The 23903-nt window shown below is 73.6% G+C and carries 23 protein-coding genes; 19 read left to right on the top strand and 4 right to left on the bottom strand.

All coding sequences use genetic code 11. The features are described from left to right. The first annotated feature begins 10 nt into the window (after positions 1-10). The 8 genes from ABME01_RS10010 (at position 11) to ABME01_RS09975 (ending at position 8694) form a co-directional block, all read left to right on the top strand. On the top strand, positions 11-1669 hold the full coding sequence (locus ABME01_RS10010) for a serine/threonine-protein kinase (protein WP_353828259.1): 1659 nt from the start codon (positions 11-13) through the stop codon (positions 1667-1669). 50 nt (positions 1670-1719) lie between these two features. Continuing rightward, entirely contained in the window at positions 1720-2124 is a 405-nt protein-coding gene (locus tag ABME01_RS10005; protein WP_353828258.1) for an FHA domain-containing protein, read from the top strand. A gap of 178 nt (positions 2125-2302) precedes the next feature. After that, positions 2303-3796 (top strand): 3-isopropylmalate dehydratase large subunit, encoded by a 1494-nt coding sequence (gene leuC, locus ABME01_RS10000; protein WP_353828257.1) that lies wholly within the window; start codon positions 2303-2305, stop codon positions 3794-3796. A gap of 2 nt (positions 3797-3798) precedes the next feature. Then, the gene (gene leuD, locus ABME01_RS09995) at positions 3799-4416 is read left to right on the top strand and encodes a 3-isopropylmalate dehydratase small subunit (protein ID WP_353828300.1); all 618 of its coding nucleotides are present in this window, start codon (positions 3799-3801) and stop codon (positions 4414-4416) included. Further along, entirely contained in the window at positions 4417-5787 is a 1371-nt protein-coding gene (murA, locus tag ABME01_RS09990; RefSeq protein WP_353828256.1) for a UDP-N-acetylglucosamine 1-carboxyvinyltransferase, read from the top strand. Between the two features lie 7 nt (positions 5788-5794). Next, positions 5795-6571 (top strand): lysophospholipid acyltransferase family protein, encoded by a 777-nt coding sequence (locus tag ABME01_RS09985; RefSeq protein ID WP_353828255.1) that lies wholly within the window; start codon positions 5795-5797, stop codon positions 6569-6571. Beyond that, positions 6564-7700, top strand: a complete 1137-nt coding sequence (locus tag ABME01_RS09980) for an NAD(P)H-dependent glycerol-3-phosphate dehydrogenase (RefSeq protein ID WP_353828254.1) — start codon at positions 6564-6566, stop codon at positions 7698-7700. Before ABME01_RS09985 ends, ABME01_RS09980 begins: the two co-directional genes overlap by 8 nt. After that, a complete protein-coding gene (locus ABME01_RS09975; RefSeq protein WP_353828253.1) occupies positions 7600-8694 on the top strand; it encodes a D-alanine--D-alanine ligase family protein in 1095 nt (364 codons plus the stop codon). Before ABME01_RS09980 ends, ABME01_RS09975 begins: the two co-directional genes overlap by 101 nt. Positions 8695-8742: 48 nt before the next feature. On the opposite strand, the gene ABME01_RS09970 is transcribed toward ABME01_RS09975, so the two are convergent. Further along, the gene (locus tag ABME01_RS09970) at positions 8743-9261 is read right to left on the bottom strand and encodes a DUF3515 domain-containing protein (protein ID WP_353828252.1); all 519 of its coding nucleotides are present in this window, start codon (positions 9259-9261) and stop codon (positions 8743-8745) included. A 25-nt stretch (positions 9262-9286) separates the two neighbouring features. On the opposite strand from ABME01_RS09970, the gene thiL reads away from it, so the two are divergent. Further along, the gene (thiL, locus tag ABME01_RS09965; protein ID WP_353828251.1) at positions 9287-10285 is read left to right on the top strand and encodes a thiamine-phosphate kinase; all 999 of its coding nucleotides are present in this window, start codon (positions 9287-9289) and stop codon (positions 10283-10285) included. Here thiL and ABME01_RS09960 read toward each other — a convergent pair. Further along, positions 10255-10860 (bottom strand): RsmD family RNA methyltransferase, encoded by a 606-nt coding sequence (locus tag ABME01_RS09960; RefSeq protein ID WP_353828250.1) that lies wholly within the window; start codon positions 10858-10860, stop codon positions 10255-10257. The genes thiL and ABME01_RS09960 overlap by 31 nt on opposite strands. 48 nt (positions 10861-10908) lie before the next feature. On the opposite strand from ABME01_RS09960, the gene ABME01_RS09955 reads away from it, so the two are divergent. Genes ABME01_RS09955 through mutM form a run of 10 tightly spaced genes read left to right on the top strand, consistent with a single transcriptional unit; the run spans position 10909 to position 21797 of the window. After that, positions 10909-11733, top strand: a complete 825-nt coding sequence (locus tag ABME01_RS09955) for a hypothetical protein (RefSeq protein ID WP_353828249.1) — start codon at positions 10909-10911, stop codon at positions 11731-11733. Continuing rightward, the gene (locus ABME01_RS09950; protein WP_353828248.1) at positions 11730-13919 is read left to right on the top strand and encodes an ATP-dependent DNA helicase RecG; all 2190 of its coding nucleotides are present in this window, start codon (positions 11730-11732) and stop codon (positions 13917-13919) included. Before ABME01_RS09955 ends, ABME01_RS09950 begins: the two co-directional genes overlap by 4 nt. Before the next feature lie 51 nt (positions 13920-13970). After that, entirely contained in the window at positions 13971-14462 is a 492-nt protein-coding gene (gene coaD / locus ABME01_RS09945; protein WP_353828247.1) for a pantetheine-phosphate adenylyltransferase, read from the top strand. Positions 14463-14494: 32 nt separating this feature from the next. Further along, a complete protein-coding gene (locus tag ABME01_RS09940; RefSeq protein ID WP_353828299.1) occupies positions 14495-15469 on the top strand; it encodes an AAA family ATPase in 975 nt (324 codons plus the stop codon). A gap of 5 nt (positions 15470-15474) precedes the next feature. Continuing rightward, the gene (locus tag ABME01_RS09935) at positions 15475-16839 is read left to right on the top strand and encodes a DUF58 domain-containing protein (RefSeq protein ID WP_353828246.1); all 1365 of its coding nucleotides are present in this window, start codon (positions 15475-15477) and stop codon (positions 16837-16839) included. Then, positions 16829-19252: a transglutaminase TgpA family protein gene (locus ABME01_RS09930; RefSeq protein WP_353828245.1), complete on the top strand. Its 2424-nt coding sequence runs from the start codon at positions 16829-16831 to the stop codon at positions 19250-19252. Before ABME01_RS09935 ends, ABME01_RS09930 begins: the two co-directional genes overlap by 11 nt. Before the next feature lie 11 nt (positions 19253-19263). After that, the gene (locus ABME01_RS09925; protein ID WP_353828244.1) at positions 19264-19830 is read left to right on the top strand and encodes a YceD family protein; all 567 of its coding nucleotides are present in this window, start codon (positions 19264-19266) and stop codon (positions 19828-19830) included. A 9-nt stretch (positions 19831-19839) separates the two neighbouring features. Further along, the gene (gene rpmF / locus ABME01_RS09920) at positions 19840-20043 is read left to right on the top strand and encodes a 50S ribosomal protein L32 (RefSeq protein ID WP_092669520.1); all 204 of its coding nucleotides are present in this window, start codon (positions 19840-19842) and stop codon (positions 20041-20043) included. A gap of 37 nt (positions 20044-20080) precedes the next feature. Further along, positions 20081-20782 (top strand): ribonuclease III, encoded by a 702-nt coding sequence (gene rnc / locus ABME01_RS09915; RefSeq protein WP_353828298.1) that lies wholly within the window; start codon positions 20081-20083, stop codon positions 20780-20782. 1 nt (position 20783) lies between these two features. Next, positions 20784-21797, top strand: a complete 1014-nt coding sequence (gene mutM / locus ABME01_RS09910) for a bifunctional DNA-formamidopyrimidine glycosylase/DNA-(apurinic or apyrimidinic site) lyase (protein ID WP_353828243.1) — start codon at positions 20784-20786, stop codon at positions 21795-21797. Here the strand turns inward: mutM and ABME01_RS09905 are convergent. Next, positions 21739-22821 carry a GNAT family N-acetyltransferase gene (locus ABME01_RS09905; protein WP_353828242.1) on the bottom strand — a complete coding sequence of 361 codons (1083 nt, stop codon included), beginning with the start codon at positions 22819-22821 and terminating at the stop codon, positions 21739-21741. The two genes, mutM and ABME01_RS09905, sit on opposite strands and share 59 nt — an antisense overlap. Next, on the bottom strand, positions 22818-23894 hold the full coding sequence (locus ABME01_RS09900; RefSeq protein WP_353828241.1) for a GNAT family N-acetyltransferase: 1077 nt from the start codon (positions 23892-23894) through the stop codon (positions 22818-22820). The genes ABME01_RS09905 and ABME01_RS09900 overlap by 4 nt, the downstream gene beginning before the upstream one ends. Positions 23895-23903 lie beyond the last annotated feature (9 nt).

Genomic DNA, 23903 nt, shown 5'->3' with positions numbered 1-23903 from the left:
GGGCGGTGCGATGATGCAGCCGGGCGACGCGGAGCCGCCGATCCTGCCAGGCAGCACCCACCTCGGCCTCCTCGGCTCCGGTGGGTCGTCCGACGTGCACCTGTACCAGCAGGAGCTGCCGTCGCGTCTGATCGCGGTCAAGGTGCTCCGCCGCGGCGTCGGATCCGATCGCGGCGACGACGCCCCGGCCGGCGCCGACCAGGCGGCGCGGGCCCGGTTCGCCGCCGAGGCGAACCACATGGCACGGCTCTCGGCGCACCCGTTCGTGGTGACCGTGCTGCAGGCCGGCGAGACCGCCGACGGCCGACCGTACCTCGCCATGGAGCACTGCCCGGGTCCGAGCCTGTCCGAGCGGTGCCGGGATCGCCCGTTCGGCATCGAGGAGGCGCTGCGCACCGGCGTCCGGCTCGCCGACGCCCTCGCGACCGCTCACGCGGCCGGCATCCTGCACCGCGACCTCAAGCCGGCCAACGTGCTCACGAACGTGTACGGCTGGCCCGTGCTGACCGACTTCGGCCTCTCGACCGGTCCCGATGCGGCGGCCGGCGGCGCGCCCAGGACCCTCCGGTTCGGGCGTCTCGACGACGAGCCGGACGCCGCGACCGGATGGGACGACGACGACGTGGGCGTGAGCGTGCCCTGGTCGCCCCCGGAGGCGTTCCGGTCGGAGCCGAGCGCCATGGATGCGCGCAGCGACGTCTTCTCGCTCGCGGCGACGCTGCACACGCTGCTCGCCGGACGGAGCCCGTTCGAGGTGCCCGGCGAACCGAACGGCCCGAGTGACCTGGTCGGCCGCATCCGGGCGGGCCTGATCACTCCCATCGACCGCGACGACCTCCCTGCGGGCCTTCCGGACGTGCTCGCCAGGGCCATGGCGATCCGCCCGGACGACCGGTACCGGAGCGCGGAGGACTTCGGGCGCGCCCTGCAGCGCGTGCAGGCCGAGTGCGGGTTCGAGGTCACGACGCTCGACGTGGCCGCGCCGGAGAGGAACGCCGTGTCGGCGGGGCCGGACGCGACGGACGTCTCCGGAGCGGTGGCGGCGGCGCAACCCGCCGGACCCGCCGCCGAGGACGACGAGACCCCCGATCCCACCACGAACGCGCCGCACGACACCGCGGCTCCGCCACCCGCCTCGCCGGACGACGGCACGAGGCCGCCGGCCGCGGTGCCGCCGGCCGACGCCAGGCCGGCGGTGCCCCGGCGGACGGGCGTCGAGGGTGTCGAGCGCGTCGTGCCGGTGCGCCCTCCTCGGGCGCGTGCGGGCCTGGTCGCCGCGCTCTCGATCGGCGCGGCGGTCCTGCTCATCGTCGCGGCCGCGGCTGCGGCGATCCTCCACAGCGGCGCCCTCGCCGCCCCGGTGCTCGCCTGGTCCTCGCCCGGTGCGAGCTCGGGTGACATCGTCTCGGTCGTGCCCGCCCCGCGGGTGCAGCCCGGCACGATCTCCAACGGCCGGGTCGTGTTCGAGGTCGACCACGACGACGCCCGGGTCGGTGACCGCTACCGATGGCACCTGGTCGACGATCCGGGTCCCAGCACCTTCGCCGACGGGCCGGACATCCTCGTCGATCGCATCCCGGCCGGGCGGAGCGTCTGCATCGAGGTGCGCGTCGATCGGGACGGCCGCACGTCCGATCCGGTCACGGCGTGCGCCACGGAGGTGCGCTGATCTGCGCCGCACCGATCGGTGCGGCGCTGGGCGCGCGCTAGGGTGTCGGCATGACCGACCCGGACGACGCCGACCGTTCGCGGAACCCGTCGTCGGGTTCCGACTCGCCCGCGGCCGGGTGGCGGTTGCGCACGGCCGACGGGGTCGCCTTCACGGTCGCCGGACGCGTCGTCGCGGGCCGCGACCCCAGGCCGCCGACCTGGCTCCCCGACGTCGTCCCCGTCCCGGTCGCCGACCCGTCGCGGTCGATGTCGAAGACCCACGCCCTGCTCGACGCGTCGGAGGGGCGCCTGCTCGCCACCGACCTCGATTCGACGAACGGCGTCCGCGTGTGGCCCGACGGGGCCGATCCGCTCGACCTCGAGCCCGGCGTGCCGACCGAGGTCCCGCCCGACGCGGTCGTCCTCCTCGGCGACGTCGCATTCCTCGCCGAGCGCCTCGGCGACCCGGCCTGAGGCGGGCCCGAGGGCACGCGTCATCCGCGCTGGGGGTCCGGAGCGGGATGGTAGCCTTGCCACGTGCTCAGCGGCCGGCGCCTTCTTCTCCGCCGCGACGGGGCCTCGTTCTGACGGCCTTCCCCGTCGCGGAGTCCGTCGTCGGCCGCCATACCCGTCTCGAGGAAGAAACGCATCAATGACCGCGGAAGCGACCGAGCAGCACCCGAACCCGCCCGCCCACCCGCGCACCCTGGCCGAGAAGGTCTGGGAGGCGCACCTGGTCAAGCAGGGTGACGGGGGAACCCCCGACCTCATCTACATCGACCTGCACCTCGTGCACGAGGTCACGAGCCCGCAGGCCTTCGACGGCCTCCGGTTGGCGGGTCGCCCGGTCCGGCGTCCCGACCTGACGATCGCGACCGAGGACCACAACACCCCGACCCTCGACATCGACAAGCCGATCGCCGACCCGACCAGTCGCACCCAGATCGAGACGCTGCGTCGCAACGCCGAGGAGTTCGGCATCCGCATCCACTCGCTGGGCGACAAGGAACAGGGCATCGTCCACGTCGTGGGCCCGCAGCTCGGGCTCACCCAGCCCGGCATCACCGTGGTCTGCGGCGACAGCCACACCTCCACGCACGGCGCCTTCGGCGCGATGGCCTTCGGCATCGGCACGAGCGAGGTCGAGCACGTGCTGGCCACGCAGACGCTTCCGCTGAAGCCGTTCAAGACCATGGCGATCACCGTCGAGGGCGAACTGCGCCCCGGCGTCACCGCCAAGGACATCATCCTCGCCGTGATCGCGAAGATCGGCACGGGCGGCGGCCAGGGCTACGTGCTCGAGTACCGCGGCAGCGCCATCCGCTCGCTCTCCATGGACGGCCGCATGACGATCTGCAACATGTCGATCGAGGCGGGCGCCCGTGCGGGCATGGTCGCGCCCGACGAGACGACGTTCGCCTACCTCCGGGGTCGCGCGCACGCACCCGTGGGCGAGGACTGGGATGCGGCCGTCGAGTACTGGAAGACGCTCCCGACCGACGAGGGCGCCGCGTTCGACGCCGAGGTCGTCATCGACGCCGACGAGCTCGAGCCGTTCGTCACCTGGGGGACCAACCCGGGCCAGGGTGTCTCGCTCAGCGAGTCGGTGCCCGACCCGGCGTCGATCGAGGACCAGCACGAGCGCGCCGCCGCCGAGCGGGCGCTCGAGTACATGGACCTCGAGCCGGGAACGCCGATGAAGGAGATCCCGGTCGACGCGGTCTTCATGGGCTCGTGCACGAACAGCCGCATCGAGGACCTCCGGGCGTTCGCCTCGATCATCGAGGGCCGCACCAAGGCCGACCACGTCCGCGTCATGGTCGTCCCGGGCTCGGCCCGCGTCCGCCTCGAGGCCGAGGCCGAGGGACTCGACAAGGTGTTCGAGGCGTTCGGTGCCGAGTGGCGCTTCGCGGGCTGCTCGATGTGCCTCGGCATGAACCCCGACCAGCTGGCTCCGGGGGAGCGCTGCGCGTCGACCTCGAACCGCAACTTCGAGGGCCGGCAGGGGAAGGGCGGACGCACGCACCTCGTCTCGCCGCTCGTGGCGGCGGCGACCGCGGTGCGCGGGACCCTCTCGAGCCCGTGGGACCTCGATCGGGACGATGCGACCGAACCGGTCGGCGCGGGCGCGAAGGGCGGCGAGTGAGCATGGAGAAGTTCAGCACCCACGAGGGCGTCGCGGTCCCGCTGCGACGCTCCAACGTCGACACCGACCAGATCATCCCCGCGGTCTTCCTCAAGCGCGTGACCAAGACCGGCTTCCACGACGCGCTCTTCCACGCCTGGCGCCAGGACCCGGAGTTCGTCCTCAACCACCCCGCGCACGAGGGGGCGTCGGTGCTCATCGCCGGTCCCGACTTCGGCACGGGCTCGAGCCGCGAGCACGCCGTGTGGGCGCTGCGCGACTACGGGTTCAAGGTCGTGATCTCGAGCCGGTTCGGCGACATCTTCCGCGGGAACGCGGGCAAGCAGGGCCTTCTCACCGCGCTCGTCGCCTACGAGGACATCGAGCGGCTGTGGGAGGCGATCGAGGCGACGCCGGGAATAGCGGCGAGCGTCGATCTGGTTGAGCGTACGGTGAGCGTCGGCTCGCTCACAGTCGCCTTCGATATCGATGACTACACTCGGTGGAGGCTGCTCGAAGGGCTCGACGACATCGGCCTCACCCTCCGGGACGAGCAGGCCATCTCCGAGTTCGAGACGACTCGGGCCGCATGGCGGCCGACGACGCTTCCGATCCGGGAGCAGGCAGAGACAGGGAACTGAGTGAACACACTCGTGGATGACGCGAAGCAGCACGGCACGGCGGTCGGCCTCGAGGTCGACCGGATCACGATCGACGGCGGCAAGCCGTTGCGTGGTCGCATCGAGCTCAAGGGCGCCAAGAACCTCGTCACGAAGGCGATGGTCGCGGCGATCCTCGGCGACACGCCCAGCGTGCTGAAGGACGTGCCCAACATCAGCGACGTGCGCATCGTGCGCGGCCTGCTCGAGGTACACGGCGTCAGCGTCACCGCGGGCGAGCAGCCCGACGAGCTGGTGCTCGACCCGTCTGCGGTCGAGTCCGCCCATATGGCCGACATCGACGCCCACGCGGGCTCCAGCCGCATCCCGATCCTGTTCTGCGGGCCGCTGCTGCACCGCTTGGGCGAGGCGTTCATCCCCGACCTCGGCGGATGCCGGATCGGCGACCGTCCGATCGACTACCACCTCGAGGTGCTGCGCAACTTCGGCGCCATCATCGAGAAGCTCCCGAGCGGCATCCGGATGTCGGCGCCGACGGGCCTGAAGGGCGCGAAGGTCTCGCTGCCCTACCCGAGCGTCGGCGCGACCGAGCAGGTGCTGCTCACCGCCGTGCTGGCCGAGGGGATCACCGAGCTCTCGGGCGCGGCGATCGAGCCCGAGATCATGGACCTCATCAACATCCTGCAGAAGATGGGTGCCATCATCTCGGTCGACACCGACCGCGTGATCCGCATCGAGGGCGTCGACCAGCTCCACGGCTACTCGCACCGGGCCCTCTTCGACCGCAACGAGGCCGCGAGCTGGGCTGCGGCCGCACTGGCGACGAACGGCGACATCTTCGTCGGCGGAGCCCGGCAGCCCGAGATGCTCACGTTCCTCAACGTCTTCCGCAAGGTCGGCGGCGCGTTCGAGATCCAGGACGACGGCATCCGGTTCTACCACCCGGGTGGAGACCTGAAGCCCGTCATCATCGAGACCGACGTGCACCCGGGCTTCATGACGGACTGGCAGCAGCCGCTGGTGGTCGCGCTGACCAAGGCCAAGGGCGTCTCGATCGTGCACGAGACCGTGTACGAGCAGCGGTTCGGCTTCGTCGACGCGCTGGTCGAGATGGGCGCGTCCATCGAGGTGCACAAGGAGTGCCTCGGCGGTCGCCCGTGCCGATTCGGCCAGCGCAACTTCAAGCACTCCGCGGTCATCTCCGGCCCCACGCAGCTGCGCGGCGCCGACATCGAGGTGCCCGACCTGCGCGGCGGGTTCAGCCACCTGATCGCGGCCCTGACCGCGGAGGGTCGCTCGACCGTCTCCAACGTCGGCATCATCGCGCGAGGCTACGAGAACTTCATCACCAAGCTGGAGCTGCTCGGAGCGGACTTCACGCTCGAAGGATAATGGGTCAGTGCCCCGACGTGACCCATCCACCGTGCCCGACGTGAAGCCCGGTGCCGAGAAGCGCCGCCCGTCCTTCTTCTGGCTGCTCGCCGTCCTGATCCTCCCGCTGTGGAGCCTGGGCGTGAAGTACCGCTTCCACCACCCGGAGCGGATGCCGCAGGCCGGCGCCTTCGTGATGTCCCCGAACCACTACAGCGAGATCGACCCCCTGGTCATGGGCGTCGCCTCATGGCACCTGGGCCGGCTCCCGCGGTTCATGGCGAAGGCGTCGCTGTTCAAGAACCCCGTGCTCGGGTGGTTCCTGCGCACGTCCGGCCAGATCCCGGTCGAACGTGCCGGCAGCCGCAGCCACGCGGCGATGCGGGCGGCCGAGGAGCTGGTCGAGAAGGGCCGGATGGTGATCGTCTACCCCGAGGGTTCGCTGACCCGCGACCCCGACCTGTGGCCCATGCGCGGCAAGACCGGCGCCGTGCGCCTCGCGCTCGAGCACGACATCCCGCTCATCCCCGCCGCGCATTGGGGCACCCAGGCGATCATGCCGCGGTACGGCAAGAAGGTCAGCTTCTTCCCGCGGAAGACCGTCGACGTCGTCATCGGCGAGCCGCTCGACCTGTCCGCGTACCACGGTCGGCCGCTCGACCCCGCGACGCTGAGCGCCGCGACGAACGACCTCATGAACGCCATCGCCGGGCTGGTCGGCGAGCTCCGGGGCGAGCAGCCTCCCGCCGAGCGGTGGGACCCGACCGCGCACGGCCAGAAGGAGACGGGGCGCCTCGATGGCTAGGGCGTCGGCACGACGCGCGCCTGGAAAGCGCGTCGCCGTGCTCGGTGCCGGCAGCTGGGGCACGACGTTCGCGAAGATCCTCGCGGATGGCGGGGCCGACGTGGTGCTGTGGGCGCGTCGCCCGGAGCTCGCGAGGGAGATCCAGGAGGGCAAGCGCAACAGCGACTACCTCCCGGGCGTCAACCTGCCGCTCGCCCTTCGCGCGACGAGCCGCCTCGACCTCGCCCTCGCGGGCGCCGAGCAGGTGTTCGTGTGCGTGCCGAGCCAGACGCTCCGCGACAACCTGATCGCCGCCGAGCCCCACCTGCACGCGCAGGCCACGATCGTGTCGCTCATGAAGGGCGTCGAGAAGTCCACCGGGCACCGCATGAGCGAGGTCATCGCCGAGGTGCTGCCGGTCGCCGAGTCGAACATCGCGGTGATCTCGGGCCCGAACCTCGCGCTCGAGATCGCCCGGGAGCAGCCGACCGCGGCCGTCGTGTCGTCGACGAGCCTCGAGACGGCCCAGGCCGTCGCCTCCGTCTCGCGCAACCGGTACTTCCACTCGTTCGTCAACACCGACGTGATCGGCACCGAGTTCGGCGGCGTGCTGAAGAACCTCATCGCCGTCGCGATCGGCATCGTCGACGGCGCGGGCTACGGCGAGAACACCAAGGCGTCGATCATCACCCGCGGCCTCGTCGAGATGACGGACTTCGCCGTCGCCTACGGGGCGCACCGCGACACGCTCTCCGGTCTCGCGGGGCTCGGCGACCTCATCGCGACGTGCCAGTCGCCGCTCTCGCGCAACAACACCGCGGGGCGCCTGCTCGGCCAGGGCTACAAGCTCCCCGAGGTGGTCGACCAGATGCAGCAGACCACCGAGGGCCTCGCGTCCGTCGGGCCGATCCTCGAGCTCGCGCGCGCCAAGGGCGTCGACATGCCCATCGTCGAGCAGGTCCGCCAGGTGCTGGCCGGCACGCTCGCCCCGAAGGACATCGCGCCACACCTCACGACCGATGACGAGCCCCAGGGCGAAAGGACGATGGATGGACAAGCTCAGGGTGGTTCTGCTCTTCGGCGGGCGTTCAAGCGAGCATTCGATCAGCTGCGCAACAGCGGGGGGAGTGCTGCGGGCGATCGACCGTGACCGGTTCGACGTGGTCCCGGTCGGGATCACCCGGGAGGGCGCGTTCGTCCTCGAGGCCGACGACCCGCAGCGCTTCGCGCTCGACCCGGAGCACCTCCCCGAGGTCCACGACAACGGCACCCGCGTGCAGTGGCCGGACTCGTCGGCGTCGCGCGAGCTGAAGGTGGTCACGGCGAGCGGCGAGACGTCCTCGCTGGGCGACGTCGACGTCGTCTTCCCGATCCTGCACGGCCGGTTCGGCGAGGACGGCACCGTCCAGGGGCTCTTCGAGCTCATCGGCCTGCCGTACGTCGGCAACGGCGTGCTGGCCTCGGCCATGGGCATGGACAAGCACGTCACGAAGACCGTCCTCGAGGGTGCCGGGATCGCCGTCGCGCCGTGGGTGACGCTCACGCGGGCGGAGTGGGATCGTGACCGCGAGCTGTGGGATCGGCGGGTTCGCAGCCTCGGACTGCCGGCCTTCGTCAAGCCGGCCCGCGGCGGTTCGTCGGTGGGCGTGAGCCGCGTCGCCGACTGGAGCGAGCTCGGCGAGGCCCTCGAGGTCGCGTTCGCCGAGGACCGCACGGTGCTCGTCGAGTCGGCGGTCGCCGGACGCGAGATCGAGTGCGGCGTGCTCGAGTCGCGCGACGGCGGACCGGCGCGCGTGAGTGTCGCCGGCGAGATCGTGCTGCACGACCGCGACTTCTACGACTTCGACGGCAAGTACCTCGATGCCCCCGGGGTCGAGCTCGTGTGCCCCGCCGAGCTCGGCGACGGCGAGAGCGCGGAGCTCGAGCGCGTGGCCCAGCGCGCGTTCGCGGCGCTCGGGGGCGAGGGCCTCGCCCGCGTTGACGTCTTCTTCGACGGCGGCGGATTCGTCGTCAACGAGGTGAACACCCTCCCCGGCTTCACGCCGATCTCGATGTTCCCCACGTGCTGGATGAACTCCGGCCTCAGCTACCCCGACCTGATCTCGGAGCTGATCGACCTCGGGGTCGCGCGCGGCGCCCGCTGAGCGCGTGCGTCGGCGCCCGGCCCTCGGCGACAGGGCCGGCGCCGACGCTCAGCCGTCCTCGGTGAGCCCGCCCGGGTCCTCCAGGTCGGTGCACCCGCCGTCGGCGGGGATCGCGGCGACCGCGCCGGAGAGGTCGGCGACGGCCGTGCTGCCCGCGACGGCGTCGTTGTCGACGAGGACCTCGACCGCCGGGGTGCGCCCGTACGTGATGAACCGGTAGCGAGGCGCATCGGACTCGTCGATGATCCAGTCGACGTCGTCCACGCTCACGCAGCGCAACGTCGTCGGCCCGGGCGGCTCGACGCCGCAGCGCAGGAGCACGGCGGCGGGTGAGCCCCAGGCCCCGGTCCCCTGAGCGGTCGTCTCGCGGCGCTCGAGCCCCGCGACCTCGTCGGGCAGCCGCACCACCACGGAGGCGCAGTCGGCATCGGCCGCGTCGGGCGCCGGGTCGAACGGGACGGCCTGGCTGCAGGCGGTGAGCAGCGACGAAGAGGCGGCGACGGCGAGGGTCGCGGCGGCGAGGCGGATGCGGGGGACCGGCGCGCGACCGGGGCGGGAAGCGGACATCGCCGATCAGGCTACCGTGGGAGCCATGGAGCAGCCTGCCCGGGACGGGTCCCCGACGATCTCCGAGCTCGGCGAGGCGGCGGTGCTCGGGCGCATCCTGCCGAGGCTCGATCCGGGCGAGGCGGCGCTCCTCGGTGCGGGCGACGACGCCGCGGTGGTCGCGGCGCCGGACGGCCGATACGTCGTGACCACCGACCTCATGGTGCACGGTCCCGACTTCCGGCTCGCGTGGTCGCGACCGCACGACCTCGGCTGGAAGGCCGCGGCGACCAACCTGACCGACGTGGCGGCGATGGGGGCCCGGCCGACCGCGCTCGTCGTGTCGATCGCCGCGCCGCCCGCGAGCCCGGTCTCCCTCCTGGAGGGCATCGCCGACGGCCTGCGTGACGCGCTCTCGGTACTCGCACCCGGTGCCGGCGTCGTCGGCGGGGACCTCTCGGCGTCTCCCGTGCTCACGATCGCGGTGACCGCGTTCGGCGACCTCGAGGGACGCACGCCGGTGCTGCGCTCGGGTGCGCGCCCGGGCGACGTGCTCGCGCACGCGGGCGCCAGGGGCGACGCCGCCCGCGGCCTCGCCCTGCTCTTCGCACGCGCGCGCGACGCGGAGGGCGCGCCCGATGCGGCGCTGGCGGAGCACGTGCGTTCACGGCATCCCGACCTCGTCGGCGCGCAGCTCGCACCCCGGCCGCCGGTGTCGGCGGGCGTCCTCGCGGCCGACGCCGGCGCGACGGCGATGCTCGACGTGAGCGACGGGCTCGCGCGCGATGCGCGCCGGCTCGCCGACGCGAGCGCGGTCGGGCTCGACTTCGCGGCCGCGGCGCTCGGCACGGACCCGATCACGGCCCTGGCCGGCGCCGAGGACCACGGGCTGCTCGCGACCTTCCCACCGGGAACGGTCCCGCCCGCGCCGTTCGAGGTGATCGGCACCGTCGGCGGTGCCGCGGGCCGGCTCACGCTCGACGGCGCGCCCGTCGACACCAGCGGATGGGACCCCTACTCGGGCTGGGACGGCGGGGCGGGCTGATCGGACGGCTCGTCGGCGGACGCCCACCACAGCGTGGTCTCGCCGTAGTCGCGGCGACGGTCGGGCCCGATGCCGTCGGGCCATCCCGGCTCCGGTGAGCGGCTGCTGCGCTCGACGACGACGATCGCTCCCGGAGCCAGGAGCGGCGCGAGCGCGGCGAGGTCGCGGGCGAGCTCGGGCTCGCCCAGGTCGTACGGGGGATCGACGAACGCGAGGTCCACGCCCGGCGACGCCGTCTCGAGGTAGGACGCGACGCTCCGCGCCTCCACGCGCACCCGCGGAGCGGCCCCGCCGCGCGCCGCGCGCGCGAGCGCGGCGGCGTTCCGCCGGCACACCTCGGCCGCGGGGCGCGCCTTCTCGACGAGCACGACCTCGCCGGCCCCCCGGCTGGCGGCCTCGAGCCCGAGCGCGCCCGAGCCGGCGTAGAGGTCGACCACCGAAGCCCCGTCGACCGCGTCGCGGGCTTCCAGCGAGGAGAAGATCGCCTCGCGCACCCGGTCGCTCGTCGGGCGCGTCCCGGAGCGCGGGACGGCGAGCGTGAGCGAGCCGGCGAAGCCGGCGATGATGCGCGTCATGTCTCGGGAGCATAACGGCCACCCCGCGCACGCTGCCATGATGGGAGGGTGGATGACTCGACCGACGCCCTGCACGCCGATCCGTCCCGCCACGGGGGGCACGAGCAGCAGGCCATCGACCGTATGTGGGACTTCGCCGACCCGGCCGTGAGCGAGGAGCGCTTCCGCGCCGCCGCGGCCGACGAGACGCTGAGCGTGCACGGGCGGGCCGTGATGGCCACCCAGCTCGCCCGCGCGATCGGCCTGCAGGGCCGCGAGGAGGACGCGGTCGCGGTGCTCGACGATCTCGAGGGCGAGGCGCGCGAGGAGAGCGAGGAGTCCGAGGAGGAGGCGGCCGAGCTGCGCGCGCGCATCGCGCTCGAGCGCGGGCGCATCGCCGCCGCGGCGGAGCGACGCGACGAGGCGGTGCCCGAGTTCACGCGCGCGGTCCGCGAGGCCGCGGTCGCCGGTTCGACCTTCCTCGTCCTCGACGCGCTGCACATGCTCGCGCTGAACGACACGGGCCACGAGGAGGAGTGGGCGGCCGAGGGCTTCGACATCCTCGACGGCGTGCGAGACGCGCGACTGAAACGCTGGGGCGTCGCGCTGCACAACAACCTGGGCTGGACCAAGCACGACGGCGGCGACGCGCAGGCGGCGCTCCACCACTTCCGGAAGGCCGTCGACGCCGCCGACCAGTACGGCACGCCGGGCCAGCAGCACGTCGCGCGGTGGTCCGTCGGACGGGCCCTGCGGACCCTGGGGCGCACGGACGAGGCCCTCGAGATCCAGCGCGAGCTCGCCCTCGCCCGTCCGGACGACCCGTACGTGCGCGCGGAGATCGACGCGCTCGCACCGCCGGCGACGGAGGCGGAGCCTACGATCGAGGGATGACCGCCGAACGCGCCGTCGAGGGCGCGGTGACCCTCGACAGCCGGCTCTCCGGCGTGCTCGGGGGCCGGACGGCGCAGGCGCTGCAGCGGGCGTTCGGCTACGCCACGGTCGGCGACCTGCTCGCCCACTACCCGCGCCGCTACGCGGCCCGGGGCGAGCTGACCGCGCTGGCCTCGCTGCCCCTCGAGGAGAACGTCACGATCGTCGCCGAGGTGCTCGAGGTGCGCGAACGCAGCATGCGCTCGCGCCGCGGGTCCATCCTCGAGGCGAAGATCTCCGACGGCACGGGCGTGCTGACCCTGACCTTCTTCAACCAGGCCTGGCGTTCGCGCGAGCTGAAGCCCGGGGCGCGCGGGATGTTCGCGGGCAAGGTCTCCGACTACCGCGGCGCCCGCCAGCTCGCGCACCCCGACTACCAGCTCTTCGACGACGACGCCCAGGTCGCTGGCGCCGATGCGGAGGCGGTTCGATGGGCGACCGCGCCGATCCCCATCTACCCGGCCACGGGAAGCCTGTCGAGCTGGCAGTTGCAGACCGCGATCGGCGTCGTGCTCGACGGCCTCGGGCCGGTCGACGACCCGCTGCCGGATCCGCTCCGGCGAGACCGAGGACTGCTCGCGCACCGCGACGCGCTCGAGCGCGTGCATCGGCCCGAGCACGAGGAGGACTGGCGAGGCGCGCGCCGCACGCTGCGGTTCACCGAGGCGCTCGTGCTGCAGACCGCGCTGCTGGAGCGCCGCGCGGCAGCCCGGTCGCATGAGGCGGTGCGTCGCGAGCCGCAGCCCGGCGGTCTGCTCGAGCGCTTCGAGGCGTCCCTGCCGTTCACGCTCACCGATGACCAGCGCGAGGTGGGCGGCGAGATCCTCGCCGACCTCGCCGCACCCGTTCCCATGAACCGGCTCGTGCAGGGCGAGGTCGGGTCGGGCAAGACCGTGGTCGCGCTGCGCGCGATGCTCGCCGTCGCCGAGTCCGGCGGCCAGGCGGCACTGCTGGCGCCGACCGAGGTGCTCGCCGCCCAGCACCTGCGCTCGATCGCCAGGATGCTCGGCCCCGAGCTCGCGGCGGAGCTCGTGCCCACCCTCGTCACCGGCCAGCTCGGCGCGGCGGAACGCCGCAGGGCGGCGCTGCGCGTGGCGGCCGGCCAGTCGCGGATCGTCGTCGGCACCCACGCGCTCCTCGGCGACGCCACCATGTTCGCCGACCTCGGGCTCGTGGTCGTCGACGAGCAGCACCGGTTCGGCGTGGAGCAGCGCGAGGCGCTGCGGCTCAAGGGCCGGCACCCGCACGTCCTCGTGCTCACCGCGACGCCGATCCCGAGGACGGTCGCGATGACCGTGTTCGGCGACCTCGACGTCAGCACCATCCGAGCGCTCCCCGCCGGCCGCGCCGGCATCGAGACCCACCTCGTGCCGCTCGCCGAGCGGCCGGGGTGGCGGCCTCGCGTCTGGGAGCGGCTCGCCGAGGAGCTCGCACAGGGCCGGCAGGGCTTCGTGGTCTGCCCGGCGATCGATCCGAAGGCCGCGGAGGAGGACGCCGATCCGGTCGACGGCGACGCGCCGCCGGGCGCGCCGCCCACGGCATCCGTCGCGTCGGTGCTCGCCGAGCTCCGGGCGCTCTCGGCGCTGGCGGGTGCCCGGATCGCGCCCCTGCACGGGCGCATGGGGTCGGACGAGAAAGACGACGCGATGCGCCGTTTCGCGGCTGGCGACCTCGACGTCCTCGTCGCGACCACTGTCATCGAGGTGGGCGTCGACGTGCCGAACGCGAGCACGATGGTCGTGGTCGACGCCGACCGATTCGGGGTGTCGCAGCTGCACCAGCTGCGGGGCCGAGTGGGTCGGGGGAGCGTGCCCGGCCTGTGCCTGCTCGTCACGCACGCCGAGGCCGGGAGCGTGGCGCGGGAGCGGCTCGAGGCCGTCGCCGCCACCGTCGACGGGTTCGAGCTGGCCAGGGTCGACCTCGAGCTGCGACGCGAGGGCGACGTGCTGGGCGCGTCGCAGTCCGGCGGTCGGTCCTCGTTGAAGCTGCTGCGGGTCGCACGCGACGGCGACCTGATCGCCGAGGCGCGCGAGACGGCATCCGAGCTCCTGGCGGAGGATCCCGACCTCGGAGGGCATCCCGCCCTCGCCGCGGAGGTGCGTCGTCGTCTGGACGACGAGGCGAGCGAGTTCCTGAGCAGGGGCTGAGACTCCCCAGGCGCCCCGCCGGAGCGCTCCCGGCGCATTACGCTGGGCCGTATGCAGCGGATCGCCGTCGTCCCCGGATCGTTCGACCCCGTCACGCGCGGCCACCTCGACGTGATCGAGCGGGCGGCGGGGCTCTACGACCAGCTGCACGTGGTCGTGGTCCACAATCCCGACAAGTCCGCGCTGCTGCCCATCGCGCAGCGCGTGGCGCTGATCGAGCAGTCCATCCTCGACGCGGGCATCTCCGGCGACATCGTCGTCGCGTCGTGGAGCATGGGCCTGCTCGTCGACTACTGCACGGACGTCGGCGCCTCGGTGCTCGTCAAGGGCATCCGCTCGCAGGTCGACGTCGGCTACGAGACGCCGATGGCGATCGTGAACCGCCACCTCGCCGGCGTCGAGACGGTCTTCCTGCTGCCCGACCCGGCCAACGCGCACGTCTCCAGCTCGCTCGTGCGCCAGGTCTCCGCCCTTGGCGGGGACGTGGCGCCGTACGTGCCCAGGGCCGTCGCCGAGTACCTGCAGGGGGCGATGCGGCCATGAGCGACGACGCCGCGACGACCACGGCCGAGGCCATGGGGATCGAGGAGGTCGGCGCGCGCGCCGCCGACATCGTCCGCAACGTCGAGGCCGTCATCAGCGGGAAGCGCGAGGCCGTGACCGCGTCGCTGACCGTGCTCCTCGCCGAGGGCCACCTGCTCATCGAGGACGTCCCCGGCGTCGGCAAGACCATGCTGGCCAAGGCGCTGGCGCGGTCGGTCGACGGCACCGTCAGCCGCATCCAGTTCACGCCCGACCTCCTGCCGAGCGACGTCACCGGGGTGTCGGTGTTCGACCAGGTCTCGCGCCGTTTCGAGTTCAAGCCCGGTCCGGTGTTCGCCAACCTCGTGATCGGCGACGAGATCAACCGGGCGAGCCCCAAGACCCAGTCGGCGCTGCTGGAGTGCATGGAGGAGCGCCAGGTCACCGCCGACGGGACGACCTACCGGCTCGAGCAGCCCTTCACCGTCGTCGCGACGCAGAACCCGGTCGAGATGGAGGGCACCTACCCGCTGCCCGAGGCCCAGCGCGACCGCTTCATGGCACGCATCTCGATGGGCTACCCGGCGACCGCGGACGAGCTCGCGATGCTGGCCCACCGCGAGACGGCGAGCCCGATGGACTCCCTCGAGCCCGTCGTGTCGCTCGCCGAGCTCCGCGCGATGATCGTCGCCGTCCAGCACGTGTACACCTCCGAACCGGTCAAGCAGTACGCCGTCGAGCTGGCCCGGGCGACCCGCGAGGACCGCCAGCTGCGGCTCGGCGCGAGCCCTCGGGCGACGCTGCAGCTCACGCGTGCGGCCAAGGCGCACGCGGCGATGCACGGACGCGACTTCGTCCTCCCGGACGACGTCGACGCGCTCGCCGTGCCGGTGCTCGCGCACCGGCTCGTCCCGACCAGCCGGGCCGTCGGCGGCCACGACCACGACGGCGGTCCCCTCATCGACCAGATCGTCCGGCGCATCGTCGCCGAGACCCCGGTTCCGGTCGGGAGCTCGAGGCGGGAGTGACCCGGATGTCGCGGAGCCGTCGACCGCGCCGTGCGGCGCGTCCGCGTCTGACCACGCGCGGCATCGCGCTCCTGGCGATGGGCGGCGTCCTGTTCGCCGTCGCGCTCTGGTTCGAGCTCCGCGACATCCTGCTGCTGGCCGCGGTGGGCCTCGCGATGCCGCTCGTGGCGCTCGGCTACCTCGCCGTCCGGCCGCCGGTCCTCGTCGTGCGCCGCACGTTCGAGCCCCCGGTCATCGGCGCGGGCCACTCGGCGACCGTGCGGCTCCGGGTCCGCAACCGCAGCCGTCGTCCGTTCGACGGCGCGCACTGGCGCGACCTCGCCGAGGCGCCGCTGCGCACGCCGCCCGAGGCGATCCTTCCGGACATCGGTCGCAACGAGGTCCTGATGCGCGAGGGCGACGACGAGGTCGGCCTGGAGTACCGAATCCGGACGCCGCGCCGAGGGGTGTTCGAGGTGGGGCCGCTGCGGGTCTCGGTCATCGACCCCTTCGGCCTGACCCGGATGGACCGGGTGGCCGGCACCGCGCGCGAGCTCGTCGTGACCCCGCGGGTCACGCCGCTCGAGCCCGCGGTGGGCCTGGTCGCCAGTGTCGACGGCGCGGTCCGGGCGCTGCAGCGGCGGACCCACCCGAACAGCGACGAGCTGATCGCGCGGGAGTACCGGTACGGCGATCCGCTCCGTCGCATCCACTGGGCGGCGACCGCGCGTCGTGGTGAGCTGATGGTGCGCGAGGAGGAGCAGCGCGGCGACCCCGAGGTGCGCGTCCTGCTCGACACGGTGCTCGGGGGCCGGGCGCACGTTCCCGGCGCCGGTCACGGCCGCGACGCGGGCGAGGCGGTCGATCCGGCGTTCGAATTCGGCGTCGAGATGGCGGCCTCCATCGGGGTGCACCTGCTCGCCCGCGGGTTCCGCGTGCGCATCGACCCGATCGAGGACCCGGGAGCCGAGGTCCGGCCCGTCAGCCCGGAAGCCGGTGGCTACCGGTCGGCCGGCGGCGACGTGGCGCTCCTGGAGGACCTCGCGCGCCTCGACTCGCCGGGCCGCGTGCGCGGCGGCGACGCCGGCGCACCGTGGATGCCGGCCACGACGGCGGCCGCCGCCCGCCGCGACGCGCGGATGCCGGCGGTGGCCGTGATCGTCGACCCGTCGGGGCCGGCGACCGAGGGGCTCGTGGCCCTGCGCACCTCGGTCGAGCCCGCGATCGCGTTCGCCGCGGAGACGGTCTCGCCGGCCGTCGTCCACCGGCTCGAGGAGGCCGACTGGCGCGTCGTCCGCGTCCGCCGGCCCGCGGACCTGCCCGCCGCGTGGCAGGATGCGTGGCGGTCCGCTCGCGAGTCGGCGAGGGCGGGAGGCGACGGTGGGGCCTGACCGCTATCCGCTCTCGCGGCCGCAGTCCATCGCGCTGTCCGCGACGAGCCTGCTGCTGGTGCTCGTCGCGACCACCGCGCTCGGGCCGCTCATCGCGGGAAGCGGCTGGTGGTGGGCGGGTGCCATCGTCGCCACGGCCGTGATCGGAAGCGGCGCGGCCCTGCGCGCCGTCCGCACGCCGCCCTCGCTCGTGCCGCCGCTCGAGCTCGTCGCCCTGCTGCTCGCGCTCACGCTGCTGTTCGGCGGCGCGACGCGCATCGCGCTGGTCATCCCGAGCCTCGACACCTTCGCCGTCTTCGGCGAGCTCGCCGCCGGCGCGCAGCGCACGATCGAGCAGCAGTCGGTGCCCGCCATCCCGGTGCCGGCGCTCGTCTTCGCCATCGCCGTCGGAGTGGGGCTGGTGGCGGCCGTGCTCGACTTCCTCGTGCAGACGGCACGCGTGCCCGCGCTCGCCGCGGTCCCCGTGCTGGTGCCCGTGCTCGTGCCCGGCCTGTTCATCGAGGAGGGCGCGGACGCCCCGGTCATCGTCTTCACGGCCCTGACGTACCTGCTGCTGCTGCGCGTCGACGTCCGCGTCCGGCGCGCCGCGGAGCTGCTCCAGGAGGACGACCGCGACGAGGCGCCGATCGTGACGGCTCCCAAGCGAGCGCCGTTCGTGTCCACCATGGGCGCGTCGATCGGGCTCGCCGCCGTGGGCGTCGTCGCGGCGTCGGTCATCACGGTGGCGACCCCGAGCATCTCCACCAGCTTCCTCGTCGGGACCGGCGGGCCCGGGATGCTCTTCGCCCGAGGCGTGAGCCCGTACGTCGACCTCGGACGCGACCTCCGCCGCCCCGATCCGACCCCCGCCTTCAGCTACGTGTCGCCCGACGGGGCGCGCCCCTACTTCACGCTCCTGACCGTCGAGCGGCTCGAGGGCCAGGTCTGGGCGGGGACCGACCGGGCGGTCGACGGCGAGAACGTGCTCGAGTCGCTGCCGGCACCCGACGGGCTGGCCGACTCGGTCCTCGTCGAGCCGAAGCCGATCGCGGTGCAGGTCGACCAGGTGCGCACCGCGTGGCTGCCCCTGCCCTACCCGTCGCAGGAGGTCGACGGCGTGAGCGGATCGTGGTTCTGGGACGAGGGCACGCTGAACGTGCGCAGCGTCGACTCGACGACGCTCGGCCAGCGATACCGCCTGGTCCACCTCGACATCCGCCCGGACGTCTCGAGCCTGCGAGCGGCGCCGGGACCTCGTCCCGGCTCGGTCGCCGACGTCACGCGGGAGCTCCCGGAGGACCTGCCCGCGATCATCGGCGAGACGACCGCGGAGGTGACGGGCGCCGCCCCCAGCGCCTACGACGCCGCGGTCGCCATCCAGCAGTTCCTGCGCTCCTCGGAGTTCGAGTACTCCGAGAGCGCTCCCGTGGTGGACGGATACGACGGCGCCGGCTTCGACACCATCGCGGCGTTCCTCGAGCAGCGGCAGGGCTACTGCGTGCACTTCGCGTCGACGATGGCCGTGATGGCCCGCGAGGCGGGGATCCCGTCGCGTATCTCGATCGGCTACACCGCCGGAACGGCCGGCGACGGCCGGATCGACGGCGAGGTCGTCGTCGAGGTCGACTCGCACGACCTGCACGCGTGGCCGGAACTCTACTTCGAGGGCGTCGGCTGGGTGCCGTTCGAACCGACCCCGGGACGGGGCACCGTGCCGGGGTACTCGCGGCCGAACGCGGGCGACGCCACGCCCGGCTTCATCCCGACGGGACCCGCCGCGACGCCCGGCGCGACCGGGCGTCCCGACGGCGATCCGGATGCCGCACTCGGCCCGGGCGGCGGCGGCCGCGCGACGGCCGCGCAGCAGTGGCTGCAGGTCTCGCTCGTGGGCTTCGCCGTGGCCGGGATCCTGCTGCTGCCCGCGGGGATGCGTGCGGCAGCGCGGGCGGGGCGCGGCAGCCGTGTCCGGGCCGGCGACCATCCGGCCGAGGCCGCGTGGCGCGAGGTGCTCGCGACGGCGCTCGACCTCGGGATCCCGGTCGACGGCCGCCGGACCGTCCGCGCGACGGCGGCGGCGCTCGGCGAGCGACCCGCGTTCGCCCGGGACGACGGGGGAGCGCCGCCCGGGCACGCCCCGACCGCGGCCGATGGGATGCCGGGCGCCCGGGCGTCCCTCGAACGCGTGCGCGACGCCGTGGAGCGCGAGCGGTACGGGCGGCTGCGCGGCGCTGCCGCGCCGGGCCCCGCCGACGCAGCCGGACGCGAGGCGGAGTCCGCGCGTCGCACCGCGCTCGGCGCGGACCTCGCGCGCGTCGCGGACGCACTCCGAGCCGATGCCCCGCCCGTCCGCCGTGCCGCCGCCGTGCTCCTTCCGTCGTCGCTGCGCCCGTCGATGCGCGCGACGCTCGGGCGCAGCACGGCTTCCGGCGCGTAGACTGCTCGACCGTGGCCGATCACCAGTCCCCGTTCCGCGTCAGCGTGCGCGACCTCGTCAACCGCCCCGGCGAGATGCGCGAGCAGCGAATCGACGCCCCGTCCGGCGAGCCGCTCGGCGAGGGCCTCGTCACCGTCGGGGCCGGTTCGGAGCTCGCCGTCGACCTCCGTCTGGAGTCGGTGCACGAGGGCGTCCTCGTCACCGCCGACGTCGACGCGACGGCGGAGGGCGAGTGCGGTCGATGCCTGATCGAGATCGCCCTGCCGGTCCGAGTCGAGTTCCAAGAGCTTTTCGCGTATCATTCTGGGGAAGCTTTCGAGTATGAGGTTCAAGACGACCACGTGGATCTTGAACCGCTCATCAGAGATGCGGTAGTGCTGGCACTGCCCTTCCAGCCGGTGTGCCGGCCGGACTGCCCTGGTCTCGACCCAGAGACCGGGCTGCGTCTGGCCGATCATCCGGAGCTCGCCAACTCCGAGCCGCAGACCGACACGCGTTGGGCTGCGCTCGCCGGGTTCCAGGCTTCCGATGACGACGGTCCGGGTGACGCACCCGAGGCCGACCACCAGAGAGATTGAGAGAGAGTCATGGCTGTTCCCAAGCGGAAGAAGTCACGCGCCAACACCCACGCGCGCCGTTCGCAGTGGAAGGCCGAGGCCCCCACGCTCGTCAAGACCGTCGAGAACGGCAAGGTCACCTACAGCCTCCCGCACCGCGCGCGCGTGGTCGAGGACTCGGCGGGCACCCCGCTGTTCCTCGAGTACAAGGGCCGCAAGGTCGCCGACGTCTAAGTCGGCCCGTGACGACGAACGACCGGTCGTGAGGCGCATCGCGCAGACGGACACCGGGGCCGACGAGCTCGCCGCGCTCCAGCGCACGCTGGGCGTCGAGCTCGACCCCGAGCTCCTGCTGCTGGCCCTCACGCACCGGTCGTTCGCGTATGAGAACGGCGGCATCCCGACCAACGAGCGCCTCGAGTTCCTCGGCGACTCCATCCTCGGCCAGGCCGTCACGGTGAAGCTCTTCACCGACCATCCCGAGCTCGACGAGGGCGAGCTGGCGAAGCGACGTGCGAGCCTCGTCTCGAGTGCCGCGCTCGCCGAGGTGGCGCGCGCGATCGCGCTCGGGCCCTACATCCGCCTCGGCCGGGGCGAGACCATGACCGGTGGCGCCGAGAAGCCGTCGATCCTCGCGGACACCGTCGAGGCGATCATCGGCGCCGTCTACCTCTCGCGGGGCGGCGAGGTCGCGACCGACCTGGTCCTCCGACTCGTGACCCCGCTCATGAAGGACCCCGACCGGTTCGGGGCCGCGATGGACCCGAAGACGAGCCTCCAGGAGGTCGCGGCCCGTCGGGGAGCACCCGCCCCCGCCTACTCGGTGAGCGAGAGCGGTCCGGACCACAACAAGCACTTCGTCGCGACGGTCGTCGTCGGCGACCTCGTCGAGGCCTCCGGAGAGGGATCGAGCAAGAAGCAGGCCGAGATGGCGGCCGCGCTCGAGGCCTGGACCGTCCTGAGCGACCGCTGACGTGCCCGAGCTGCCCGAGGTCGAGGTCGTCCGCGCGGGACTCGCACCCGCGGTCACCGGCGCCCGCGTGTCGGGCGTCGAGGTGCTCGACGGGCGTTCGCTGAAGCGCCACGAGGCGGCATCCGGCGACTTCGCGGCGCTGCTCGCGGGCGAGCGCATCGAGGCCGCGGTCCGCCGGGGCAAGTTCCTCTGGATGCCGCTGGCCGGTGGGGCCGCCCTGGTCGGCCACCTCGGCATGAGCGGCCAGCTCCTGCTGCGCACGCCCGACCATCCCGGCGACGACCGCCATGCGCGCATCCGCCTGCACCTCGACCACCCCGAGCACGGCGAGCTGCGCGTCGACTTCGTCGACCAGCGCATCTTCGGCTCCATGGCGGTCGACCGCATGGTCCCGACGCCCGACGGCGAGCCGGCCGGGTTCTCGGCCGGCGTCACCGGGCCCTGGCAGCGCTCCATCCCGTCGCAGGTCGCCCACATCGCGCGCGACCCGCTCGACCCGGCGTTCTCCGACGACGCGTTCGTCGCCGCGCTCGCGCGTCGCGACGCCGCCATCAAGCGGGTGCTGCTCGACCAGGGCGTCGTGTCCGGCATCGGCAACATCTACGCGGACGAGGCCCTGTGGGCGGTGCGCATGCACGGCGAGCAGCCGGCCTCGAGCCTCAGCCGCCGACGCGCTCGCGACCTGCTGCAGGCCGTGCGCGACGTGCTCGGGAAGGCGCTCGCCGAGGGCGGGACGAGCTTCGACGCCCAGTACGTGAACGTGAACGGGGCGTCGGGCTACTTCGCGCACTCCCTGAACGCGTACGGGCGCACGGGCCGCCCGTGCCCGCGGTGCGGCACGCCGATCGTGCGCGAGGCGTTCATGAACCGCTCGTCGCACCGCTGCCCGCGCTGTCAGCGCCTGCGGGCGGCCCGCGGGGCGGTCGCGCGCGACGGCGCGCCACCGTTCGTTCCGATCAGTCGCGCTGCCACGTCGCCTGGATCGAGTGCGGACGGAACCCGAGGTCGCGGTTGATCGCGAGCATCGGCCCGTTCTCGTCGGCGTTCCAGGTGTAGACCTCGCGGCGTTCCGGGGCGGCGTCGGCCAGCGCGACGAGGTTGGCCAGCTTCATGCGCATGCCGAGCCCGTGCCCCCGATGCGGCCCGAGGACGAGCGTGTCGTCCTGGTAGGCCGCGCGCTTGCCGGGCGCGAGCGTGAGGATCGTGAAGCCGGCCACGTCGCCGTCGGCGGTGATCGCGGCGACCGTGAGGTGGGTGCGCCCGGCGTCGACGGCGAGCGCCTCCTCCTCGACGATGCGCGCGGCGTCCCAGTGCTCGTCCGGGAAGTCGACGGCGCCGCTCGGTGCCTCCGCCACCATCCGGGAGCGGGCCGCCGCGAACGCGTCGAGGTGCTCGACCGGCGTATGGTCGCGCCACCGCTCGAGCCGGTAGCCGTCGGTGCGCGCGGCCCGCTCGGCCATCCCCCGGAAGCGGGCGCCGGCATCCGCGACCGGCAGGACGCTCGCCACGAGCAGTTGCCCGAGGCGGTAGCCGCGCGACTGCGCGAAGCGGACCGACGGCGCGTCCGCGGGGAGGGAGGCGGCGCCCTGCGGCGCATGCAGGCGTTCGCCCGTCCGGTCGTCCGTGCGGTGCTCCGAGATCAGGATCGTCGACGTCCGGCCGGCGTCCCGGGCGGAGGCCTCGATGGCGTCGAGCACGCGCCCGCCGAGTCCCTGCCGGCGGGCGGCGGGCTCGACGCCGACCATCGTGATCATCGGGGCCCCGTCGTCGTCCTCGCGCTCCCACCACGCCGAGGTCGCGGCGACGAGGCGCTCGCCGTCGAAGATCCCGAATCGTCGCCGCTCGAGGTAGGGGTTGCCGCCGAGCACCGCGAGCTCCGCCGCCGAGTAGCTGAACTCCTCGGTGCCGATCGTCTCCAGCTGGATGCGGCGGGCGAAGTCGGCGTACGCCTCCAGGTCCGCCGGTTCGGAGATGCCGGTGCGCTCGGGGGCGTGGATCGGGCGGAGCGTGCGCGGTCCGTTCCCGGGGGTGCCGCTCACGGCCGCTGCCAGACCGACTCGTAGGCGAAGGGCCGGAAGCCGAGGTCGACGTTGATGGCGAGCATGTGCTCATTCTCGTCGGCGTTCCACGTGTAGACGCGTTCGCGCGAACCGTCCACCCCCACGAGCTGGACGAGGTTCTCGAGCTTCATCCGCATCCCGAGTCGGTGGCCGCGGTGCGGGGCGAGCACGATGGTGTCCCACTGCTCCACCGCCGTGGAGCCGGGCAGCAGCGAGAGCTCGGTGAATCCCGCGACCTCGCCGTCGGCGGCCACCGCGGCGACCGAGAGGCCGACGCGGCCGACCTCCTCCGAACGGCGTTCGCCGTCCCGGATGCGCGACGCGTTCCAGTGCTCCAGGCCCCAGGCGATCGCCCCCGCCGGCGGGTCGGTCGACATCCGCTCGTGCGCGAGGGCGAGGGAGTCCACGAGCTCGTCGGGCGCACGGTCCCGCCAGGCGACCAGCCGGTACGCGTCGCCGCCGCGCGCGCGGGCCGCGCCGAGCCGGCGATGGAACTCGTCGGCGCGACCGGCGACCTCCATCGCGCTCACCCGGTACAGCTGGCCGAGCGCGTAGCCGTGCGCGAGCGCGAAGCGCGCCGCCGGGGCATCCGCGGGGATGTCGCCCTCGCCCTGCGGCGGCTCGAGTCGGGGCCCGCCGGCTTTGTCGTGGTCGACGGGGTGGTCCGCCGAGAGCACGGTGCTGGGTCGCCCTGCGGCCCTCGCCGCCGCCTCGGCCGCCTCGAGGAGCGTCGAGCCGATGCCCTCGCGTCGCCGCGAGGGCTCCACGCCCAGCACCTCGATGTACGAGGTGGACTCGCCGTCGTCGACCTCCCACTGCACCTCGGCGAGGCCGACCAGTCGTCCGGCGTCGAATGCGCCGAGCCCGGTCCGCACCGCGTACTCGGCACGGCGGAGATCGTGCAGCACCTCGGGCGGTCGACGGGTCAACTCGGACGTCCCGAGCGACTCGACGTCGAGTCGCCCGAGGAGCCCGGCATAGGCGAGCAGCTCCTCCGCACCGGATCCGTCGGCGGTCCCCGGCAGCCGGATCGGGCGGACCTCGAGCGCCATCGCATGCCT

The sequence above is a fragment of the Agromyces litoreus genome, assembly GCF_040496015.1.
Lineage (GTDB): Bacteria > Actinomycetota > Actinomycetes > Actinomycetales > Microbacteriaceae > Agromyces > Agromyces litoreus.
This window is presented reverse-complemented; position numbering and strand designations above follow the sequence as displayed.